General features: G+C 71.3%; 18 protein-coding genes. 10 read left to right on the forward strand and 8 right to left on the reverse strand.

Annotation, left to right across the window (positions count from 1 at the left end):
* Positions 1-113: 113 nt before the first annotated feature.
* From GHC57_RS04240 to ptsP, 5 genes are all read left to right on the forward strand, one after another.
* A complete protein-coding gene (locus tag GHC57_RS04240; RefSeq protein WP_153341514.1) occupies positions 114-494 on the forward strand; it encodes a phosphoenolpyruvate carboxykinase (ATP) in 381 nt (126 codons plus the stop codon).
* Entirely contained in the window at positions 491-1,447 is a 957-nt protein-coding gene (gene rapZ / locus GHC57_RS04245; RefSeq protein WP_153341516.1) for an RNase adapter RapZ, read from the forward strand. Before GHC57_RS04240 ends, rapZ begins: the two co-directional genes overlap by 4 nt.
* Positions 1,448-1,552: 105 nt before the next feature.
* Entirely contained in the window at positions 1,553-1,954 is a 402-nt protein-coding gene (locus tag GHC57_RS04250; protein WP_153341518.1) for a PTS sugar transporter subunit IIA, read from the forward strand.
* Between the two features lie 4 nt (positions 1,955-1,958).
* Positions 1,959-2,342, forward strand: a complete 384-nt coding sequence (locus tag GHC57_RS20530) for an HPr family phosphocarrier protein (protein ID WP_281354689.1) — start codon at positions 1,959-1,961, stop codon at positions 2,340-2,342.
* Positions 2,332-4,245: a phosphoenolpyruvate--protein phosphotransferase gene (ptsP, locus tag GHC57_RS04260; RefSeq protein WP_246152130.1), complete on the forward strand. Its 1,914-nt coding sequence runs from the start codon at positions 2,332-2,334 to the stop codon at positions 4,243-4,245. The genes GHC57_RS20530 and ptsP overlap by 11 nt, the downstream gene beginning before the upstream one ends.
* An 87-nt stretch (positions 4,246-4,332) precedes the next feature.
* Here the strand turns inward: ptsP and GHC57_RS04265 are convergent, their stop codons facing one another.
* The 4 genes from GHC57_RS04265 to fabI all read right to left on the reverse strand — a co-directional run bounded on the left by GHC57_RS04265 (position 4,333) and on the right by fabI (position 7,561).
* Positions 4,333-4,575 carry an Lrp/AsnC family transcriptional regulator gene (locus GHC57_RS04265; RefSeq protein WP_153341520.1) on the reverse strand — a complete coding sequence of 81 codons (243 nt, stop codon included), beginning with the start codon at positions 4,573-4,575 and terminating at the stop codon, positions 4,333-4,335.
* A gap of 106 nt (positions 4,576-4,681) precedes the next feature.
* Positions 4,682-5,581: an alpha/beta hydrolase fold domain-containing protein gene (locus tag GHC57_RS04270; protein WP_153341522.1), complete on the reverse strand. Its 900-nt coding sequence runs from the start codon at positions 5,579-5,581 to the stop codon at positions 4,682-4,684.
* Positions 5,578-6,684 carry a chorismate synthase gene (aroC, locus tag GHC57_RS04275; RefSeq protein WP_153341525.1) on the reverse strand — a complete coding sequence of 369 codons (1,107 nt, stop codon included), beginning with the start codon at positions 6,682-6,684 and terminating at the stop codon, positions 5,578-5,580. The genes GHC57_RS04270 and aroC overlap by 4 nt, the downstream gene beginning before the upstream one ends.
* Before the next feature lie 28 nt (positions 6,685-6,712).
* On the reverse strand, positions 6,713-7,561 hold the full coding sequence (gene fabI / locus GHC57_RS04280) for an enoyl-ACP reductase FabI (RefSeq protein WP_153341527.1): 849 nt from the start codon (positions 7,559-7,561) through the stop codon (positions 6,713-6,715).
* Between the two features lie 252 nt (positions 7,562-7,813).
* On the opposite strand from fabI, the gene GHC57_RS04285 reads away from it, so the two are divergent.
* Positions 7,814-9,139: a YihY family inner membrane protein gene (locus GHC57_RS04285; protein ID WP_170294675.1), complete on the forward strand. Its 1,326-nt coding sequence runs from the start codon at positions 7,814-7,816 to the stop codon at positions 9,137-9,139.
* Between the two features lie 479 nt (positions 9,140-9,618).
* Positions 9,619-10,896 carry a DUF2478 domain-containing protein gene (locus GHC57_RS04290; protein WP_170294676.1) on the forward strand — a complete coding sequence of 426 codons (1,278 nt, stop codon included), beginning with the start codon at positions 9,619-9,621 and terminating at the stop codon, positions 10,894-10,896.
* Here GHC57_RS04290 and GHC57_RS04295 read toward each other — a convergent pair.
* The 3 genes from GHC57_RS04295 to GHC57_RS04305 are packed head-to-tail and all read right to left on the reverse strand — an operon-like array spanning position 10,881 to position 12,886.
* Positions 10,881-11,399: a cytochrome C gene (locus GHC57_RS04295; RefSeq protein ID WP_153341533.1), complete on the reverse strand. Its 519-nt coding sequence runs from the start codon at positions 11,397-11,399 to the stop codon at positions 10,881-10,883. The genes GHC57_RS04290 and GHC57_RS04295 overlap by 16 nt on opposite strands.
* Before the next feature lie 2 nt (positions 11,400-11,401).
* Positions 11,402-12,349, reverse strand: coding sequence for a DUF1924 domain-containing protein (locus GHC57_RS19830; protein ID WP_246152131.1), 948 nt, complete (start codon positions 12,347-12,349; stop codon positions 11,402-11,404).
* A gap of 42 nt (positions 12,350-12,391) precedes the next feature.
* Complete coding sequence (locus GHC57_RS04305; protein ID WP_153341536.1) at positions 12,392-12,886, reverse strand: hypothetical protein; 495 nt, start codon at positions 12,884-12,886, stop codon at positions 12,392-12,394.
* A gap of 280 nt (positions 12,887-13,166) precedes the next feature.
* On the opposite strand from GHC57_RS04305, the gene moaA reads away from it, so the two are divergent.
* Together moaA and fba are read left to right on the forward strand one after the other, a co-directional pair.
* Positions 13,167-14,156, forward strand: a complete 990-nt coding sequence (gene moaA, locus GHC57_RS04310) for a GTP 3',8-cyclase MoaA (RefSeq protein ID WP_153341538.1) — start codon at positions 13,167-13,169, stop codon at positions 14,154-14,156.
* Between the two features lie 296 nt (positions 14,157-14,452).
* On the forward strand, positions 14,453-15,520 hold the full coding sequence (gene fba / locus GHC57_RS04315) for a class II fructose-bisphosphate aldolase (RefSeq protein WP_153341540.1): 1,068 nt from the start codon (positions 14,453-14,455) through the stop codon (positions 15,518-15,520).
* A 443-nt stretch (positions 15,521-15,963) separates the two neighbouring features.
* On the opposite strand, the gene purD is transcribed toward fba, so the two are convergent.
* Complete coding sequence (gene purD, locus GHC57_RS04320) at positions 15,964-17,256, reverse strand: phosphoribosylamine--glycine ligase (RefSeq protein WP_153341543.1); 1,293 nt, start codon at positions 17,254-17,256, stop codon at positions 15,964-15,966.
* A 75-nt stretch (positions 17,257-17,331) separates the two neighbouring features.
* Here purD and xseA point away from each other — a divergent pair, with 75 nt between their 5' ends.
* The gene (xseA, locus tag GHC57_RS04325; protein ID WP_153341546.1) at positions 17,332-18,969 is read left to right on the forward strand and encodes an exodeoxyribonuclease VII large subunit; all 1,638 of its coding nucleotides are present in this window, start codon (positions 17,332-17,334) and stop codon (positions 18,967-18,969) included.
* Positions 18,970-19,012: the final 43 nt, after the last annotated feature.

Below are 19,012 nucleotides of genomic sequence, written 5' to 3' on the forward strand. Positions count from 1 at the left end.
CCGGATCGCGGATCACGATGACAACGGGCAAAGACCCCATCCTGAGACGATCACACGATCCGGTGCGGGGCCCCGGGTGGCCACCCGGGGCCCCGCAACCCGGCATCTCCACAATGCCACAAATCAAACAGACAATCCTGGAGCGCGACGAGGAAAGCGGGCTGCTGTACGCCTCGACCCCGGCCACGCTGCGCGGGATGATGGAGGTGCGCGGTATCGGCATCATCCCGCTGGACACGACGCGCTGGGTCGCGCATGCCCCGGTGATCGCCGTCATCGACATGGCGCCGCTGCCCGGCGCGGTGCCGCGCATGCCGGCCACGGGCACGTGCGATCCGTTGGCCGACGCCAACCGGCACAGCACGCACACGCCGGTGCGGGTGCGCCGGTTCGTGCTGTGGCCGTTCGAGGTCTCGGCCCCGGCGAAGGTGCGGCTGGCGGCGGCCATCGCCACCGGGGCCATCAAGCCGGTGGCGGAAGAGATCGACGCATGACCGCCGACGCGCAGCAGGGCTCGGATCACGCGGATGCCGGCGGCGAGGCGAATCCCGATCCCGGCGTGGAGGGCGAAGCGAGCGGGTCCCACCGGCTGGTCGTGCTGACCGGCATGTCCGGGGCCGGCAAGTCCTCCGCCCTGAACGCGCTGGAGGATCTGGGCTACGAAGCGGTGGACAACCTGCCGCTGGCGCTTCTGGATGCGCTGGTCGCGGGCGGCACGCTCGACCGCCCGCTGGCCGTGGGGATCGACGTGCGGACGCGGGACTTCACCGTCTCGCGCCTGCTGTCCTCGCTGACCCGGCTGCGCGAGCGGCCGGGGCTGGATGTGGCGCTGGTGTTCCTGGACTGCGACGACGAGGTGCTCCGCCAGCGCTTCACCGAGACGCGCCGCCGCCACCCGCTCGCCCTGGACCGTCCCCTGAGCGATGGTCTGGCGCTGGAGCGCACCCGCATGGCGCCGCTGCGGGCCTGCGCCGATGTGCTGGTGGACACCGCGCACGCCACCCTTGGCGACCTGAAGCGCCGGCTGGAGGATCAACTGGGCCTCGGGACCGTCAGCGACGGGTTGCAGATCGCGGTGGTCTCCTTCGGGTTCCGGCACGGGTTGCCGCGCGAGGCGGACCTTGTGTTTGACGCGCGGTTCCTGCGTAATCCACATTACGTGACAGACTTGCGTCCCCTGACGGGGCGCGATCCCGCCGTGGGCGCGCATGTGGAGGGCGATCCGGATTTCGGCCGCTTCTGGTCGGCGCTGGTGGCGCTGCTGGATGTCGTCCTGCCCCGGCAGGGCGGCGAGGGCAAAAGCTACCTGACGGTGGCCGTCGGCTGCACCGGGGGACGGCACCGCTCGGTGCTGCTGGCGGAGCGCCTGGGGGTTTGGCTTCGGGACCAGGGTCGGCGGGTCTCGGTGCGGCACCGGGATCTGGAGGCGGGGACGACGGCGCTCTAGACGCCGCCGCGACGGACGCCGCGCATGGGGTGCGGCGAGACGTGACGAGACGAGACGGGGACAACACGGGATGACAGGGGCCGGCATGACCCGAGGGGACATCCGATGATCGGACTGGTGCTCGTGACCCACGGCCGGCTGGCCGAGGAAATGCTGGCCGCGCTGGAACACGTGGTCGGGGCGCAGAAGAACGTGGGGACCATCTGCATCGGCCCGGACGACGACATGGAGCAGCGCCGCGCCGACATCGTCGAGGCGGTGGGGCGGGTCGATCAGGGCCAGGGCGTCATCGTGCTCACCGACATGTTCGGCGGCACGCCCTCCAACCTGGCGATTTCCATCATGGATCGGTCCACCATCGAGGTGATCGCCGGCGTCAACCTGCCGATGCTCATCAAGCTGGCCTCGGTGCGCGGCACGGAACCCCTCGCCGACGCGGTCACCAGCGCCCAACTGGCGGGGCGCAAATACATCAACGTGGCCTCGCGCCTCCTGACCCAGGAGTAGCCCCTTGCACGCCCGCCATTCCCCCGCCCGGTCCGGCCCCTGCGGTCGCGTGCTGCGGTCCACCGCCGACCCGGCGGGGACTTCGTCCGGTGTCGAGGTCGCGGCCACCGGCGGGGAGGGCGCGGTTGCGGCCGAATGCGAGATCATCAACCAGCGCGGCCTGCACGCCCGCGCGGCGGCTCGCTTCGTCAAGACGGTGGAGCGGTTCAACGCCTCGGTGAAGGTGTTCAGCCGGGGCCAGGAGGTCTCGGGCCATTCCATCATGGGGCTGATGATGCTGGCCGCGGGGCCGGGCACCGTCATCCGCATCGTCTGCGACGGCGCCCAGGCCCGGGACGTCCTGGAGGCCCTGCAGGCCCTCATCGCGGACAGGTTCGATGAGGACTAGGATCGCGGCAGGACGTCCGCCCGGTCTGCCGTCGCCGCTGAGCCCGACGGTCGCCGATGCGGAGGACTTCGACGATCCGGAAGCGGGCGGGGGCGGCGACATGGACCCCGTGACCGACGATGACACCCCGGACGAGCCCCGCGACATGGTGCGGCTGACCGGCGTTTCGGTGGGGCCCGGGTTCGGCATCGGCACGGTCTATCTCCACGACGGCGGTCTGGCGCCGATTCCGGAATACCGCATCCCCGTCGGTCTGGTGGAGCGGGAACGCCTGCGCTTCGCCGATTCGGCGGACCGCTCCATCAAGGAACTGGGCGCGCTGGTCCAGCGGGCGCGCGCCATGCCGGCCGAGGCGGGCGAGGAGCTGGCCTGCATCCTGGAGGCCTACGAGCAGATGCTGCGGGGCTCGCGGCTGGTGCGCGGGGTGGACCACCGCATCTCGCACGAGCGCATCAACGCCGAGGCCGCCGTGCGCACCGAAATGGGCGAGCTGATCGGGGCGTTCGCCGCCGTGGACGACGAATACGTCTCGGCGCGCATCGACGACATCCGCGAGGTGGGTCGGCGCCTGATCCGCAATCTGGCGCGCCGGCCCCGCTCCACCGGGCTGGGGGCGCTGCCGCGTGGCACCGTCATCGTGGCCGAGGAACTCAGCCCCGCCGATGCCGCGCAGCTCAATCCCCGCCTCGTCGGCGGGCTGGTCACGGGCCTGGGGGCCCGCCAGAGCCACACGGCGATCATGGCCCGCTCGCTGGGGCTGCCGGCGGTGATGGCGGCCACCGGCGTGATGCGGCACGCGCGGGCGGGCGCCAAGGCGGTCGTGGACGGCTCCGAGGGTGTGGTGATCCTGGACCCGGACGCGGAGACCCTGGCGCTGTACCGCGACCGCCGCGTGGGGTTTCTGCGCACCCGGCGCAACCTGCAGCGCCTGCGGGATGTGCCGTCGGTGACGCGCGACCGGGTGGCCGTCCACCTGAACGCCAATATCGAGCTGCCGACAGAGGCGGAGTCGGTGCTGCAGGCCGGTGCGGAGGGGATCGGCCTCGTGCGCTCCGAGTTCATGTTCATGAACCGCAAGACGCTGCCCACCGAGGACGAGCAGGCCGCCGCCCTGACCACGCTGGTGGAGCAGATGCGCGGGCGCACCGTGACCATCCGCACCCTGGACCTGGGCGGCGAGAAGCTGGGCGATGCGCTGGACATCAAGCCCGGCACCAATCCGTCGCTGGGACTGCGGGCCGTGCGGCTGTCGCTGGTGCGCCGCGACCTGTTGCGCACCCAGTTCGCCGCCATCCTGCGCGCCGCCTGGCACGGGCCGACCCGCATCCTGATCCCGATGGTCTGCACCATCGACGAACTGACGACGACCAAGGCGGTGCTGGCGGAGGTGGTGGCCGACTTCCGGGCCCGGGGCCGGCCGCTGCCCGATCCCATGCCGCCGGTCGGCGTGATGATCGAGGTGCCGGCGGCGGCGCTGTCGGCCGACGCGCTGGCCCGCGAGTCGGACTTCTTCGCCATCGGCACCAACGACCTGACCCAGTACGCCCTGGCCATCGATCGCACGGACGAGGCCGTCGCGCACCTGTACGACCCCCTGCATCCGGCCGTGCTGCGGCTGATGCACTTCACCACCGGGGCCGCCCAGGCGGCGGGGATTCCGGTGTCGGTGTGCGGCGAGATGGCGGGCGATCCGCGCCTGACGCCGCTGCTGATCGGGCTGGGATTGCGCGATCTGTCCATGGCGGCCATCGCCATCCCGGCGGTCAAGCAGCGGGTGCGGCGCATCTCCGCCGGCAAGGCGCACGCGCTGGCGCATCAGGCGCTCGGCCAGCCGGATGCGGCGCGGATCGCGGCTCTGCTGGATCACTTCAACGCGGGCATCACCGGCAGCGGCGGCCGGTAGCGGTCCCGGTCCCGATCAGGTGCCCGATCAGGTGCCCGATCAGGTGCCCGATCAGGTGCCCGATCAGGTGCCCGATCAGGTGCCCGATCAGGTGAAGGCGTTGAAGGCGACCAGGGTGAAGGTGTCCTTGATGCCCTTGATGGTCTGGACCTTCTCCGTCACGAAGCGGCCGATGTCGTGATCCTTGGGCAGGTAGAACTTCGCCAGAAGATCGTACTGGCCGGAAATGCTGTCCACCTCCGACACCTCTTCCAGGCCGTCCACCAGGGCGGCGGCCACGTCGTAGGCATGGCCAAGGTCGCATTTCATGAACACGAAGATTTTCTGCATCGGTCGGTCTCGCGGAGGGAGCGGGGAAAGGAAGGGGCGGGGCCGTGATGCGCGGGGCGTACTCGGCCCGACCCGGCGGAATCCTGGGCGTAGGCTCGGGGCGCCGTCAAGACCGGCCTGAGGCCGGCACGCCCAGACGCCCGAGGGCGTCGTGAAACAGTTCGTGGCGGGGATCGGCCAGGGCCTCCAGCGCGGTGAAGTGGTGGCGCCCCGGCAACGGGATCCAGGTGGCGTGCGCGCCCTGGGCGATCCAGCGCTGAAGCAGCCGGCCGGACTGGTCATGGAAGGCGTCGCTCTCCAGCTCGCCCACGGCCAGCGTGAGCGAGACCCCGGGCAGCGGCGTGCCGAACAGCGGGCTGTTGCGTTCGGCCGCCGCCGTGTCCAGCCGCAGCGCGCCGTTGATCGAGGTGCGCACCAGCGGGCGCAGGTCGAACAGGCCGCTGATCGCGATGCCGCCCTTCAGGGTGTCCAGCGGCATGCCGGCATCCAGGCCCGGCCAGTTGGTGCAGAGCATCTGGGCCACCAGATGGCCGCCCGCCGAGTGCCCGGCGACGACGAAGCGGTGCCGGTCCAGCCCCAGGATCGAGGCATCCTGCCACAGCACCTGGATCGCCTCGCGGACCGCGTTGGTGATGGCGGACAGGGGCTCGTCCGGGCACAGGGGGTAGTTCAGGATGACCACGGCGGCCCCCGCCTCGACGAACGGGGGGGCCAGGAAGCCGAACACGCTCTTGTCCATGGCCTGCCAGTAGCCGCCGTGCAGCACGATCAGCACCGGCCGGGGCAGGGCCGTCATGCCGGCCCCGAAGACATCCATGGTGCGGCGCGGGCCATGGCCGTAGCGGATGTCCCGGCGGACATGGCGGCCGGCCCAGGCGCGGGCATCGGCGCTGCTGCGGGACCAGCGGTCGAAAATCTCGGGGTGTTCCGGCACGGCCGCGCGGCAGTTGTAGGCCGACTCCATGACGGGGTCGATTTCGGGGGGCTCGGCCGGGTCGCGGCTCACGGGGGAGCCTCGCCGCCGTCCGCGCCGCACTGGCCCCGATGGCGCAGCTTGTGGTCGGCCAGCACGCAGGCCATCATGGCTTCGGCCACCGGCACCGCGCGGATGCCGACGCAGGGGTCATGGCGGCCCTTGGTGACGATCTCGGAGGCCGCGCCGTCGCGGGTGACGGTGCGGCGCGGCGTCAGGATGGAACTGGTCGGCTTGACGGCCATGCGCGCCACCACCGTCTGCCCCGTGGAGATGCCGCCCAGGATACCGCCGGCGTGGTTGTTCGTGAAGACGGGCGGTCCGCCGTCCGGGCCGGGTCTCATCTCGTCGGCGTTGTCCTCGCCGGACAGGGCGGCGGCGGCGAACCCGGCCCCGATCTCCACGCCCTTGACGGCGTTGATGCTCATCAGCGCGGCGCACAGGTCCTGGTCCAGCTTGCCGTACAGGGGCGCGCCCCAGCCGGGAGGCACACCCTCGGCCTCCACCTGGACCACGGCGCCGACGGAACTGCCGGCCTTGCGGACGGCGTCCATCAGATCGCCCCAGCGCGCGGCGGTGGCGGCGTCCGGACAGAAGAACGGGTTGCGGCCGACCTCGTCCCAGTCCCAGGCCTCGCGCGGGACCTCCAGGCGGTCCCCGCCCACCTGCACCAGGGCGGCGCGCACGATCACCGCCGGACCGAGCACGGCCCGCGCGATCGCTCCGGCGGCGACCCGAGTGGCGGTCTCGCGCGCCGAGGAGCGGCCGCCACCGCGATAGTCCCGCAGGCCGTACTTGGCGTCGTAGGTGTAGTCCGCGTGGCCGGGCCGGTACTTGGCCGCGATCTCGCTGTAGTCCTTGCTGCGCTGGTCGGTGTTCTCGATCAGCACGGCGATGGGGGTGCCGGTGGTCCGGCCCTCGAACACCCCCGACAGGATGCGCGCGGCGTCGGGCTCGCGGCGCTGCGTGGTGTGGCGCGACTGGCCGGGCCGGCGCCGGTCCAGGTCGCGCTGAAGGGCGGCCTCGTCCAGGGCGAGCCCCGGCGGCGTGCCGTCCACCACGCACCCGATGGCCGGCCCGTGGCTCTCGCCGAAGGTCGTCACCCGGAACAGGTGGCCGAAGCTGTTGTGCGACATCCGGCGGCCCCTCAGCCCCTGTCCTGCGTCAGCCCGCCGGCTTGGCCGACTTGAACCCGCCCAGCAGGTCGATGATCTGCGGGGCCGAATCCGGGGCCACCATGCCCACGGTGTGATAGCCGCTGTCCACGTGGTGGACCTCGCCGGTGACGCCGGAGCTCAGGTCGGACAGCAGGTAGACGGCGGCGTTGCCCACTTCATCCGTGGTGACGTTGCGGCGCAGCGGCGCGTTGTACTCGTTCCACTTCAGGATGAAGCGGAAGTCGCCGATGCCCGAGGCGGCCAGGGTGCGGATCGGCCCGGCGGAGATGGCGTTGACCCGCACCGCTTCCGGCCCCAGGTCGTTGGCGAGATACCGAACACTTGCCTCAAGCGCGGCCTTGGCGACCCCCATGACGTTGTAGTGCGGCATGACCTGCTCGGCGCCGTAATAGCTCATGGTCAGCAGGCTGCCGCCCGTGTTCAGAAGGGGGCGCGCGCGCCGGCACACGTCGGTGAAGGAATAGCACGAGACCATCATGGTGTTCTTGAAGTTCTCGGCGGACGTATCAACGTAAAGGCCCTTGAGTTCGTCCTTGTCGGAATAGGCGATGGCGTGGACCACGAAGTCCAGGCCGCCCCAGGTCTCCTTCAGGTCGTCGAAGGCCCGGTCCATGCTGTCGCCGTCCATGACGTCGCAGTCCAGCAGCTTGGAGACGCCGATGCTCTCGGCCAGGGGCCGCACCCGCTTCAGCAGCGGTTCGCCCTGATAGGTGAAGGCCAGTTCCGCACCATGCGCGGCGCAGGCCTTGGCAATACCCCACGCGATGGACTTGTCGTTGGCAACGCCCATGACGAGACCGCGTTTGCCGGCCAGGATGGGGGTGGAAGCCGTCATTCTCATCCTCTTGTCTTGCGAATCTTATCACCCTGGCCGCCGGTTGCGTCAGGGGCACGGGCCCCGCCGCCACCCGGTTCCGGACCGACGCGGAACCGGATCGCCGCGCGTCACCGGCCGGCGATTTGAACGGATAGGGCCACAATCGGTGTGGGAACGTCCCGGGAGGCCGTACACTAGACCATAATCTTCCGGGAGGGAACGCTTCGTATGGGCGCGCGACGGCCCGGACATTTGGTGAAGGGAGGCAGCATGACGGGCGAAACGGCACCCGCCCAAACCGACCGCAACCCGGCGCGACCCAAGGGCGGCCGGGCGGCCGCCTGGATGTCGGTCCGGGACTCGATGCTTCTGCTGGGGCGCATGACGCTGAACCGGGTGGAACAGACCCAGGCGGTGCGCATGGCCGCCTCGCTCAGTTATACCTCGCTGCTGGCCATGGTGCCGCTGCTGGCGATCGCGCTGGCCATGCTGGCCGCCTTTCCGGTGTTCGCCGAGGTGCGCGGCGCCATCATGGACAGCCTGTTCGAGGTCCTGTTTCCCTACGCGGACGAGACCGTGCGGACCCGCGTGGAAGACTTCGTCCGGGCGGCCGGCGGCCTGACCGCCTTCGGCTTGATCGGCATCGCGGTGACGGCGATCATGCTGCTGGTGACCATCGAGACGGCCTTGAACGGGATTTTCGGGGTCAAGGCGGCGCGGGCCGTGCTGGCCCGGCTGCTGATCTATTGGGCCTTGGTCACCCTGGGGCCGATGCTGCTGGGGGCCAGTTTCTCGCTGTCCGGCTATATCTATGCGCTGCAGGAGGTGGCCAGCGAGGGCCCGGCGATCCTGCACGGCCTGAGCGGGCTGGCGACGCGGGCGCTGCCGTGGCTGCTGACGGCGCTGGCCTTCACGCTGCTCTATCTGGTGGTGCCCTATCGGGCCGTGCATCCCCGCGATGCGCTGGTGGGCGGCGTGGCGGCCGCCGCGCTGGTGGCGGCGCTCCGGTTCGGCTTTCTGATCTACGTCACCAATGCCGAGGCCTACCAGACCCTTTACGGGGCCCTCGCCGTGATCCCCGTGTTCCTGGTCTGGATGTACCTGTCGTGGCTGGTGGTGCTGGCCGGCGCGGTCATCACCGCCGTGCTGCCGGTGTGGCGGATGGAGCGGCAGGAGGGCGCGGAGCCCCGCCGGCAGGACCTGAACGCGGCGCTGCGCGTGCTGCATCGTCTGCAGAAGGAGGCCACGCGCGTGCAGCGCACCTCGCGCCGAAGGGTGCCCGCCGGGGTCGGCCGGCGCCGCCTGCTGCTGGACACGGGCCTGCCCGAGGAACGCCTGCGCCGTATCCTGACCGACCTGGAGACCGCCGGTCTGGTGGCGCGGGCGGAGGGCGGCCGCTGGCTGCTCGGCCGCGATCTGGACGCGGTCACGCTGGACGACCTGATGGGGCTGCTCGATCTGCGCATGCCGGACGGCGGTCCGATGTCGGGCGGCCCCTGGGCGGAGACGGTCGGGGCGCGCCTGAACGATGCGCGCGCCGCCGAGCGCGAGACCCTGTCCGTGCCCCTCAAGGCGCTCCTGCAGGCGGAGTCTTGACCCCGGCCCGGCTCGGCGTCGATCGGGCGCATGAGACGCAAGCCGTTTGACGGGTTCGCTCCGGAGGATTGGTTCGCTTCGGATGATCGGTTTGCCGTATCATCGGGGCGCGCCTCCCGGACTCCCTCCCCTGGCGAGGGGAGGGTTGGGGAGGGGCAGGGCGACGGGCTCAGGTTAACGGCATCCCTCTTCCAGGTCTTTGCAGGGGGTCGGAGACCTGCGCTCGAGGTCCTTCAGCCGCTTCGCGGCTTCAGGATGACATCCTATCATTTTAGGGTGTCATCCCGAGTGAGCGAAGCGAGACGAGGGATCTCGAGAGGCCTGCTCTGACGGCGCGGACCGTGCCATCCGTTTAACCTGTGCCCGTTGCCCTGTGCCGCCCTTGCCCCCTCCCAACCTCCCCCCTGCCGTGGGGAGGAGTCCGGTCTCGCGGTCCGACTCCGATCCTGTCTTCCGGGTTCCGTATGACATACCAAGAGTTGTCCGCCCTCGATCCCGGTCCCGTGGTGCCGCGTCCGCGCCCCGGGCCCGCCGCGCTGCTCTATCGGGGCCACGCCGGCCCGCTGGAGGAGATCCCCATCGCCTTCGCCGCCGCCCTGGCCGCGCGCGGCCTGCGGGTCGGCGGGCTGGCCCAGCGCACCCGGCGTCACCCGGAGACCGGCCGCAAGACCGGCATGGCCGTGGTGGATGTGGCCACCGGGCGGTCGCACGACATCATGCAGAAGCTGGGGCGCGACTCGGCGGCCTGCTCGCTGGATACTCAGGGGCTGGCGGGGGCCACCCACGTGTTGCGCCAGGCCGTCGATGACGGGGTGGACCTGCTGGTGGTCTCCAAGTTCGGCCACCTGGAGGCGGAGGGCCAGGGGCTGGCCCACGAGATGCTGCACGCCATGGCCGAGGGCGTGCCGGTGCTGACCCTGGTGCCCGAGTCCCACGCCCTGGACTGGCTGGCTTTCACCGAGCCCGTGGGCCGCATCCTGCGGCCCACGCTGGACGCCTGCTGGCGCTGGTGGGGGCCGCACGGCCTGTACGACGAGATGATGGCGGGCGTGCCCGCCGACGCGCTCGTCCGCCGGGTGGTGGTGGGCCTGAACTGGATGATGGTGGAAGGGCCGGACGGCGTGGGGCTCGCCCAGACTCCCGTGCGGGACGGCGCGGGATGCCGCCCGCCCCCGGCGGCGGGGGCGCTGACCGGGCGGCCCCTGGCCGACCTGGCGCGGCTGGCCGGGTCGCTCGATCCCATGGCCCGGGCGCTCGGCGCGGCGGCCCTGAACGCGGCCCATAATCGGGTCGATCTGGCGGGAGAGGCGGTCAACGGCCTCGACCTGTTCGCCGAGGCGGCGGCTCATGCCAGCGCGCCGGCGATGGTGGGCGCGTTCCCGGGGGTGGCGGAGCGGGTGCCCCACCTGCGCCTGATCGAGCGCGCGCCCGGCCCCGGCCGCTTTCCCGAGCAGGCGGCGCCCGCGCTGCTGCCGGACGCCGAAGCCGTGCTGCTGACTGCCGCCACCTTCGCCAACGGCTCGCTGCCGGGACTGCTGGCGCTGGCTCGTCCGGGCGCCGAGGTGATCGTCACCGGCCCCGGCACCCCGCTGGCCCCGCTGCTGTGCGACCACGGGGTGACGGCGCTGGCGGGACTGGTGGTGGAGGATGCGGACGGCCTCGCCCGCGCGGTGGCCGAGGGGGCCGGCGCCCGCACCCTGATGCGCTTCGGCCGGACCCTGGTGGTGCGGCGGGCGGCGGATCAATCGTCGTCGTAATACCCGCGCTCGGCGTCCTTGTGGCAGGCGAGGCAGTTGGACTTGGTCACCACCTCCGGGCGCTCCCAGACCGACGGGCGGAAGTCGTGCTCGTCCAGGAAGGCGGGGTTCTCGGTGATGCGCAGCGGCACGCCGTCCTCGCGGACGTACCGCATGTACTCGCGGGCCAGGCCGGACGGCTGGGCATCGCCCGCGTTGGCCATCAGATAGACCAGGATTTCGTCGGCCTTTTCGGGGGCGATGGTGGCATCGTCGCCGAAGTGGTCGGCAAGCCCGTTCATCATCGCCAGCCACGAGCGCGCCGGCAGGAACCCGGGCTGAAAGGCCATGTGGCAGTCGCCGCATTCCTCCTGCGTGAGCTGGTGGGTCACCGGCGGGATCCACTCGTCGTCATCGGCCCGGGCGGACCCGGGCTGGGCGGTGCCGGCGGCGAGGCCGATCAGGAGCGCGGCGGCGCCGGTGGCGACGCTGCGCAGGCGGGGGCGGGTCGGGGTTCGGGTCATGGTCACTGTCCCATCATGAAGGTGATGTAGTCGCCCTTTTCCTGGGCCGTGCATTCGCGACCCAGCACTTCGTCGCAATCGCGGTGGAACTGCTTGGCGACCTCGTCGGGATCGGTGAAGCGGTCCGGGTTGACCGAGACGGCCACGGGCTCGATCGGGCGGCCGGTCTTGGCGTTGCGGCCCGTGGCGCGCGGATCCTCGGTGTGGCAGGCGGTGCAAGAGGGCGTGCGTTCGTCGCCGCCGGCCCAGCGGGTGCGGAACAGGGTTTCCCCCGCCGCCGCATCGAACCCGTTGAAGGCCGGATCGGCCGCCCGGGCCTCCTCGGCCAGCGTGTCCAGGATGGCCTGTCGGTCCTCGGCGTCCCCCGCCAGCGCCGGGGTCGGCGCGGTCAGCGCGAGGGGCGCGGCCACGGCGGCGGCGAACAGCATTCCGGCGGAGACGGTCGCCGGCCGCAGGCGCTGGGTGAGCATCCGGCGCAGGCCGGCGAACATGTACACAACGAAGGCCACATGGGCGCCGATCACCCACAGGGCGGCATCCGTCAGGCCGCCGTGCAGGTCCTCGACCGAGGGCAGCCAGTGCGCGGCCATGCCGCTCCCGGCGGACGCGCCGACGGTGGCGAACAGGGCCACGGCGAGCCAGCCGAACAGGGGATTGCGGCCCCGGCGCTCGGCCAGCCAGCGGCGCGTGCCGGCCAGCGACGGGCGCGGCAGCCGCCAGGGCATCTTGGTGGCGAACAGACCGACCAGCAGGCGGGCGGCGACGGCCACAAGCACCGTGTACCCGGCGACCTGGTGCATCATGTAGAAATCGTCGTTGTCGCCGGTCAGCCAGGCGACGAGGAAACCACCGGCAATGACGGCATGCCAGGCCCGCATCGCGGGCAGCGCGATCCGGAACGAGGGGCGGCGGGCGGTGTCGCGGGGCCGGGATGGGGTGGCGCGGGTCATGAACGGTCTCCCTGGGTCGGTGATGGAGCGCTTCGGATGGGATCAGTCGTCGTCGCGGTCGCCGTCCCGATCCTCGTCCCGGTCATCGTCGTCATCGTCTTCATACCCGGAGCCGCTGTAGCCACTGCGATCGTCGTCGGTCCGGTAGCCGGTCTGGCTGCCCTGGCCGCCCTGACCGACATAGCCGGTCTGGTTGCCCTGGCTGCCCTGGCCGCCCTGGCCGCCGGTCCATCCGGAGCCCCGCCCGTTGCCCTGGCCCTGGCCCCGGCCCCGGTCGTCGCCGTCGCGGCCGGACATGCGGCCGCCCTCGCCGGAGGGCGTGTTGACATAGCCCGACTGGGCCAGGACGGTGGGCGCCGTTGCGGTTGCGGGCGCGGACGGCGCGTCCGCCGTCTGGGCGCTCGTCTCCGCGCTGGAGGTCGGCGCGGTCATCGCGACGGGGGCATAGGTGGGGGCGGCCACTTCGGCCCAGGCGAGGCCGGCGCCGGCGATCACGGCGGCGGCGGCGAGACCCTGGAGGGTGGTGCGAACAATCATGATGCGTTCTCCTGTCTGTGGTCCGGGTTGACCATGACCGGGTGTCTAGCAAAGGACGGCTGACGCCCCGCTGACGTGTCCCTGACGCCCCGCTGACGGTGGTCATCCTGATCGGCCGTGACCCGGATGTGGCCGGCTCACCGTCTCGGCCGCGATGTCCCGTGAAAAATCGGGGACATGCGCCCCTGGCCGATCGGTCGCGGCGGCGCTATATGTTTCGAGGGTGGTGCAGACGGTTGCGCCCCCGTGGCCCCTTCAGCCTGTTCCGGGACCGGACCGTATGATCGACCCCTTCGGACGCGCCGTGACCTACCTCCGGGTTTCCGTGACGGACCGCTGCGATCTCCGCTGCCAATACTGCATGGCGGAGCAGATGAGTTTCCTGCCGAAACGGGAGCTGCTGACGCTGGAGGAGCTGGAGCGCGTCTGCCGCGCCTTTGTCTCCAAGGGGGTGCGCAAGCTGCGCATCACCGGCGGCGAACCGCTGGTCCGCAAGGACGTCATGACCCTGTTCCGGGGGCTGGGGCGGATGCTGGACGACGGCGGGCTGGACGAACTGACCCTCACCAGCAACGGCACCACGCTGGCCAAACACGCCCACGCGTTGGCCGACTGCGGGGTGCGGCGCATCAACATCTCGCTGGACACGCTGGATCCGGAGCGCTTCCGCACCGTCACCCGGCGCGGCGACTCCGACAAGGTGATGGAAGGCATCGCCGCCGCCCGCGCCGCCGGCCTGAAGGTGAAGATCAACACCGTCGCGATGAAGGACTTCAACGAGGATGAGTTCAGCCGCATGGTCGCCTGGTGCGGCGAGCGCGGCTTCGACCTGTGCTTCATCGAGACCATGCCCATGGGCGAGATCGGTCCCGACCGGGTGGATCAGTACCTGCCGGTCACCAGCGTCCGTGATCGCCTGGGCGAATCCTGGACCCTGACCGAGACGCCGTTCCGCACCGGCGGGCCGGCGCGCTATGTGGACGTGGCGGAGACCGGCCAGCGCATCGGCTTCATTACCCCGATGACGCACAACTTCTGCGAAAGCTGCAACCGGGTCCGTCTGACCTGCACGGGCACGCTGTACATGTGCCTGGGCCAGGAGGACGCCGCCGATCTGCGCGCGCCGCTGCGGGCCTATCCCGACGATGACGGTCCGCTTCTGGAGGCCATCGACGCGGCCATCGCGCGCAAGCCGAAGGGGCATGATTTCGTCATCGACCGGACGAACCGGCCCGCCGTCTCCCGCCACATGAGCGTCACGGGTGGGTGACGCGCGCGCGCTCTTGCCCTCCGGCGCGTATCCGGACTGGACCGGACCCCTGCACTGTTGGTATCACCGCTCTCGACAAACGGGAGGGATTCTGCGCGCGCCGTCAAAAAAACCACGGTGCGCCGGGTCGTGCCTCGCGAGAGCCTGATCATCCTGTCGCCGTGCCGGGCAGCACGCGACGCCTTTTGCCCGGGTGGCGCCGAACCCAGATCATGACACGGCGCCAGACTCGGGTATCCCGTCCCCGGGCTTTCCGTGCGGCTCGACCCGATCCAGACACAACAGGAGACACACCCATGGCCCTGGTTTCCCTGCGGCAAGTCCTCGATCACGCCGCCGAGCACAGCTACGGTGTGCCGGCGTTCAACGTCAACAACATGGAGCAGGTCCTGTCGATCATGCACGCGGCGCAGAAGACCGATTCCCCGGTCATCCTGCAGGCCAGCCGCGGCGCGCGCTCCTATGCCGGCGACATCATGATCAAGCACATGATCCAGGCCGTCGCCGAGATGTTCCCGGACATCCCGGTGGTGATGCACCAGGACCACGGCAACTCCATGTCCACCTGCCTGTCGGCCATCGCCAACGGCTTTTCGTCGGTCATGATGGACGGCTCGCTGGAAGAGGACGCCAAGACCCCCGCCTCCTACGATTACAACTGGGGCATCACCGGCAAGGTGGCCGAGTCCGCGCACATGGTCGGGGTCTCGGTGGAAGGCGAACTGGGCTGCCTGGGCTCGCTGGAGACCGGCAAGGGCGACAAGGAGGACGGTCACGGCTTCGAAGGCGAGCTGGACCACTCCATGCTGCTGACCGACCCGGACGAGGCCGCCGACTTCGTCAAGCGCACCAAGGTGGATGCGCTGGCGGTGGCGATCGGCACCAGCCACGGCGCCTACAAGTTCACGCGCGAGCCGACCGGCGACATCCTGGCGATGAACGTCATCAAGGAGATCAACAAGCGCCTGCCCGACACGCACCTGGTGATGCACGGGTCCTCCACCGTGCCGAAGGACCTGCAGGAGCTCATCAACGAGAACGGCGGCGCCATGCCCGAGACCTGGGGCGTGCCGGTGTCCGAGATCGTCGAGGGCATCAAGAACGGCGTGCGCAAGATCAACATCGACACCGACTGCCGCATGGCGATCACGGGCACCATCCGCAAGGTGCTGACGACCAAGCCGGAAGAGTTCGATCCGCGCAAGTACCTGAAGCCGTCCATGGAGGCGATGCAGAAGGTCTGCGAGGACCGCTACGAGGCCTTCGGCACCGCCGGCAAGGCCAGCAAGATCAAGCCGATCCCGCTGGCGGACATGGCGAAGCGCTACGCCTCGGGCTCGCTGGATCCGAAGGTCGCGGCGTAACGCGCGGGCCGGATGGCTGGACGGGCGTCGGGCGGGGGATTTCCCCCGCCCGATGTGCGTTGGGGGATCAGGCGGGGGCAATCCGCCGGGGCTGCGCCGCACCAGCAGTTCTCATTTTGGCCGCGCGGCCTCCGAAATGAGCGCCTGTGAGCCCCAGGCGCGAACCGGACTCCCTCCCCTGGATAGGGGAGGGTTGGGGTGGGGTTGAAACAAAGCCCGTGGGGTTGATGCGGCAAGTGGGGTCCGCGCGGAAATGAACGCGCCCCCCTCCCAACCTCCCCCCGAAGGGGGGAGGAGAACAGGCCGGCACCGGCCGCAACCGGCGCTCTCCCTCCATCCTGAGAATTGCTGGCGTCGCACGCGGCGGCTTGCGCCTCCGGCGCGAAGCCGCCCGACGGTTCGGGGTCGCGTTCGCCCCGCCCATCGTGACTCCCGTCCAGGGATCAGCCCGCCTGTTCCCGCTGGATCGCCCGCCAGCCGATATCGCGGCGGCAGAAGCCCTCGGGCCAGTCCAGGCGGTCGATGGCGGCATGGGCGCGTCCCTGGGCCTCGGCGACGCTGGCGCCCCGGGCGGTCACGCCCAGCACCCGGCCGCCGGTGGCCAGCACCGCGCCGTCCGCGCCCGCCTTGGTGCCGGCGTGGAACACGGTCACGCCCTCGACCGCGTCGGCGGCGTCCAGCCCGCCGATGCCGGTGCCCTTCTCGTAGGCCCCGGGATAGCCCCGCGCGGCCATCACCACCACCAGCGCCGCTTCGTCGCGCCAGCGGGGCAGGGGGGCGTCCTCCAGGGTGCCGTGGGCGGCGGCCTCCAGCAGGTCCACAAGGTCGCTCGCCAGCCGCACCATCAGCGCCTGACACTCCGGGTCACCGAAGCGGACGTTGAACTCCAGCACCTTCGGTCCGGTGTCGTCGATCATCAGCCCGGCGAACAGGATCCCCTTGAACGGCGTGCCGGCGGCGGCCATGGCGTCCACGGTGGGCTGGACGATCTCGGTCATGATGCGCTGTTCCATGACGGGATCGACCACCGGCGCGGGCGCATAGGCCCCCATGCCGCCGGTGTTGGGGCCGGTGTCGCCCTCGCCGACGCGCTTGTGGTCCTGGGCCGCGCCCAGCGAGACGGCGGTTTCGCCGTCGCACAGGGCGAAGACGCTGGCCTCCTCGCCGCGCAGCCAGTCCTCGATGACGATGGAGGCCCCGGCCGCGCCGAACGCCCGGTCGGACAGCATGGTGTCCACGGCGGCGAGGGCTTCGTCTTCGGTCTCGCACATCAGGACACCCTTGCCGGCGGCCAGCCCATCGGCCTTGACCACCAGGGGTGCGCCGCGCTCGCGCACGTGGGCCTTGGCGGCCTCGGCGTCCGAGAACGCCTCGAACCGGGCCGTCGGCACCTTGGCGCGGGCCAGCACCTGCTTCATGAACGCCTTGGAGCCCTCCAGCCGCGCGGCGGCGGCGGTGGGGCCCAACACAGCGATGCCGGCGGCCTCCAGCCGGTCCACCAGCCCGGAGACCAGCGGGGCTTCCGGCCCGACCACCACCAGGTCGATGGCGTGGGCGCGGCAGGCGGCGAGGATGCCGTCCAGGTCCTCCGCCGCCACGTCCGGCAGGCAGGTGGCCACCGCCGCGATGCCCGCGTTGCCGGGGGCGCACCACAGGCCCTTGCACCGGGGCGAGCGCGCCACGGCCCAGCACAGGGCGTGTTCGCGTCCGCCGCCGCCGACCACCAGGATATTCATGGGTCCGTGTTCCTTTTTCGACCGTGTCCGTCTGGCGCTTTGCGCCGGGCGCCGTGTGTAGCATATCCTCCGCCCATGACCCCAGATCCTGACTCAAAGACCGTTCACAACCTGCCGGAACTGAGCGTCTCCGACCTGTCGCAGGCGCTCAAGCGCACGGTCGAGGATGCCTTCGGCCGCGTGCGCGTGCGCGGCGAGATCAGCCAGCCCAAGATCCCGGGCTCCGGTCACTGCTATCTGCGCCTGAAGGACGACGCGGCGGTGCTGGACGGCGTGATCTGGCGCGGCACGCTGGCCAAGCTGTCGGTGCGGCCGGAAGAGGGCCTGGAGGTGGTGGCGACGGGCCGTCTGACCACCTATCCCGGCCGGTCGAGCTATCAGATCATCATCGAGTCGCTGGAACTGGCCGGCGAGGGCGCGCTGCTCAAGATGCTGGAGGAGCGCAAGCGGCGGCTGGCGACCGAGGGCCTGTTCGCGGCCGAGCGCAAGCGGCGGCTGCCGTTCCTGCCCCGGGTGGTGGGGGTGGTGACCTCGCCCACCGGCGCGGTGATCCGCGACATCCTGCACCGGCTGAACGACCGCTGCCCGGTGCATGTGCTGGTCTGGCCGGTGCGCGTGCAGGGCGAGGGCGCGGCCCAGGAGATCACGGCGGCCATCGCGGGCTTCAACGCGCTGGACCCGGCCGGGACCGTGCCGCGCCCGGATGTGCTGATCGTCGCGCGCGGCGGCGGCAGCCTCGAAGACCTGATGGCCTTCAATGAAGTAGCCGTGGTTCGGGCCGCCGCCGCGTCGGCCATTCCGCTGGTCTCGGCGGTGGGGCACGAGACGGACACCACGCTGATCGACTTCGCCGCCGACCTTCGCGCCCCCACCCCCACGGGCGCGGCCGAAATGGTCGTGCCCGTGCGCCTGGACCTGATGGCCCAGGTTGCCGACGACGGCCGCCGGCTGCTGGGCGCCATGGGGCGGCTGCTGGAGGACGGCGGGGCAAGGCTGACGGGGTTGCTGCGGGGCCTGCCGGATCCGTATCGGCTGATGGAGGACCTGACCCTGCGTCTGGACGACCGGGCGCAGCGGCTGGCGCTGGCGGGACCGGCGCTGCTGGACCGCCGCCGGGCCGACCTGGACCGGCTCGCCGCCCGGCTGCGCAGCCCGCGCGAGATCGTGGCCCTGCGCGCGGCGGAGCTGGGGCATCTGTCCCGCGCCCTGGACGGCGCGGCGGTGCGGGCGGTGGATGCGCGCGGGCAGGCTCTGGCGGGGCTGGCGGCGCGGCTGCGCCCGGAGCCCCTGGCCCGCGAGGCCGAGCGCCGGGGCGCCGATCTGGCGCGTCTGTCCGGGGTGCTGGACGCGGCGGCGGCCCGTCGCCTGGAGGATGCCGCCGGCCGCCTGGAGCGCGCCGGCACGCTGCTGGAGAGCTATTCGTTCCGCAAGGTGCTGGACCGGGGCTTCGTGCTGGTCCGCGACGCCGACGACCGCCCGGTTCCGGCGGCGGCGGGTCTGGCCGAGGGGCAGGGGGTCTCGCTGCAGTTCGCCGACGGCCGTCTGGGGGCCACCATCGGGTCCGGCGGGGCGGAGCGGGCCTCGTCTCCGCCGCCCCCGTCCCCGTCCCCGTCCCCGGGGGCCGCGCCTGATCCGCCGAAACCGCGCGCGTCCGGACGCGCGAAACCCCGCAGAAAGGACCCGCGACAGGGCACCCTTCTGGATGATCTCTAACGTCGGGATCCCCGTTTCCGTCCGGAGTCAGGTCAGTCCCGGT

Source organism: Roseospira navarrensis, assembly GCF_009601025.1.
Lineage (GTDB): Bacteria > Pseudomonadota > Alphaproteobacteria > Rhodospirillales > Rhodospirillaceae > Rhodospira > Rhodospira navarrensis.

What these genes read in the sequence shown, in the direction of transcription:
- GHC57_RS04240 (WP_153341514.1), top strand. Translation starts at nt 114, where the DNA reads ATGCCACAAATCAAACAGACAATCCTGGAGCGCGACGAGGAAAGCGGG.
- rapZ (WP_153341516.1), top strand. Translation starts at nt 491, where the DNA reads ATGACCGCCGACGCGCAGCAGGGCTCGGATCACGCGGATGCCGGCGGC.
- GHC57_RS04250 (WP_153341518.1), top strand. Translation starts at nt 1,553, where the DNA reads ATGATCGGACTGGTGCTCGTGACCCACGGCCGGCTGGCCGAGGAAATG.
- ptsP (WP_246152130.1), top strand. Translation starts at nt 2,332, where the DNA reads ATGAGGACTAGGATCGCGGCAGGACGTCCGCCCGGTCTGCCGTCGCCG.
- GHC57_RS04265 (WP_153341520.1), bottom strand. Translation starts at nt 4,575, where the DNA reads ATGCAGAAAATCTTCGTGTTCATGAAATGCGACCTTGGCCATGCCTAC.
- aroC (WP_153341525.1), bottom strand. Translation starts at nt 6,684, where the DNA reads ATGTCGCACAACAGCTTCGGCCACCTGTTCCGGGTGACGACCTTCGGC.
- fabI (WP_153341527.1), bottom strand. Translation starts at nt 7,561, where the DNA reads ATGACGGCTTCCACCCCCATCCTGGCCGGCAAACGCGGTCTCGTCATG.
- GHC57_RS04285 (WP_170294675.1), top strand. Translation starts at nt 7,814, where the DNA reads ATGACGGGCGAAACGGCACCCGCCCAAACCGACCGCAACCCGGCGCGA.
- GHC57_RS04295 (WP_153341533.1), bottom strand. Translation starts at nt 11,399, where the DNA reads ATGACCCGAACCCCGACCCGCCCCCGCCTGCGCAGCGTCGCCACCGGC.
- GHC57_RS19830 (WP_246152131.1), bottom strand. Translation starts at nt 12,349, where the DNA reads ATGACCCGCGCCACCCCATCCCGGCCCCGCGACACCGCCCGCCGCCCC.
- GHC57_RS04305 (WP_153341536.1), bottom strand. Translation starts at nt 12,886, where the DNA reads ATGATTGTTCGCACCACCCTCCAGGGTCTCGCCGCCGCCGCCGTGATC.
- moaA (WP_153341538.1), top strand. Translation starts at nt 13,167, where the DNA reads ATGATCGACCCCTTCGGACGCGCCGTGACCTACCTCCGGGTTTCCGTG.
- fba (WP_153341540.1), top strand. Translation starts at nt 14,453, where the DNA reads ATGGCCCTGGTTTCCCTGCGGCAAGTCCTCGATCACGCCGCCGAGCAC.
- purD (WP_153341543.1), bottom strand. Translation starts at nt 17,256, where the DNA reads ATGAATATCCTGGTGGTCGGCGGCGGCGGACGCGAACACGCCCTGTGC.
- xseA (WP_153341546.1), top strand. Translation starts at nt 17,332, where the DNA reads ATGACCCCAGATCCTGACTCAAAGACCGTTCACAACCTGCCGGAACTG.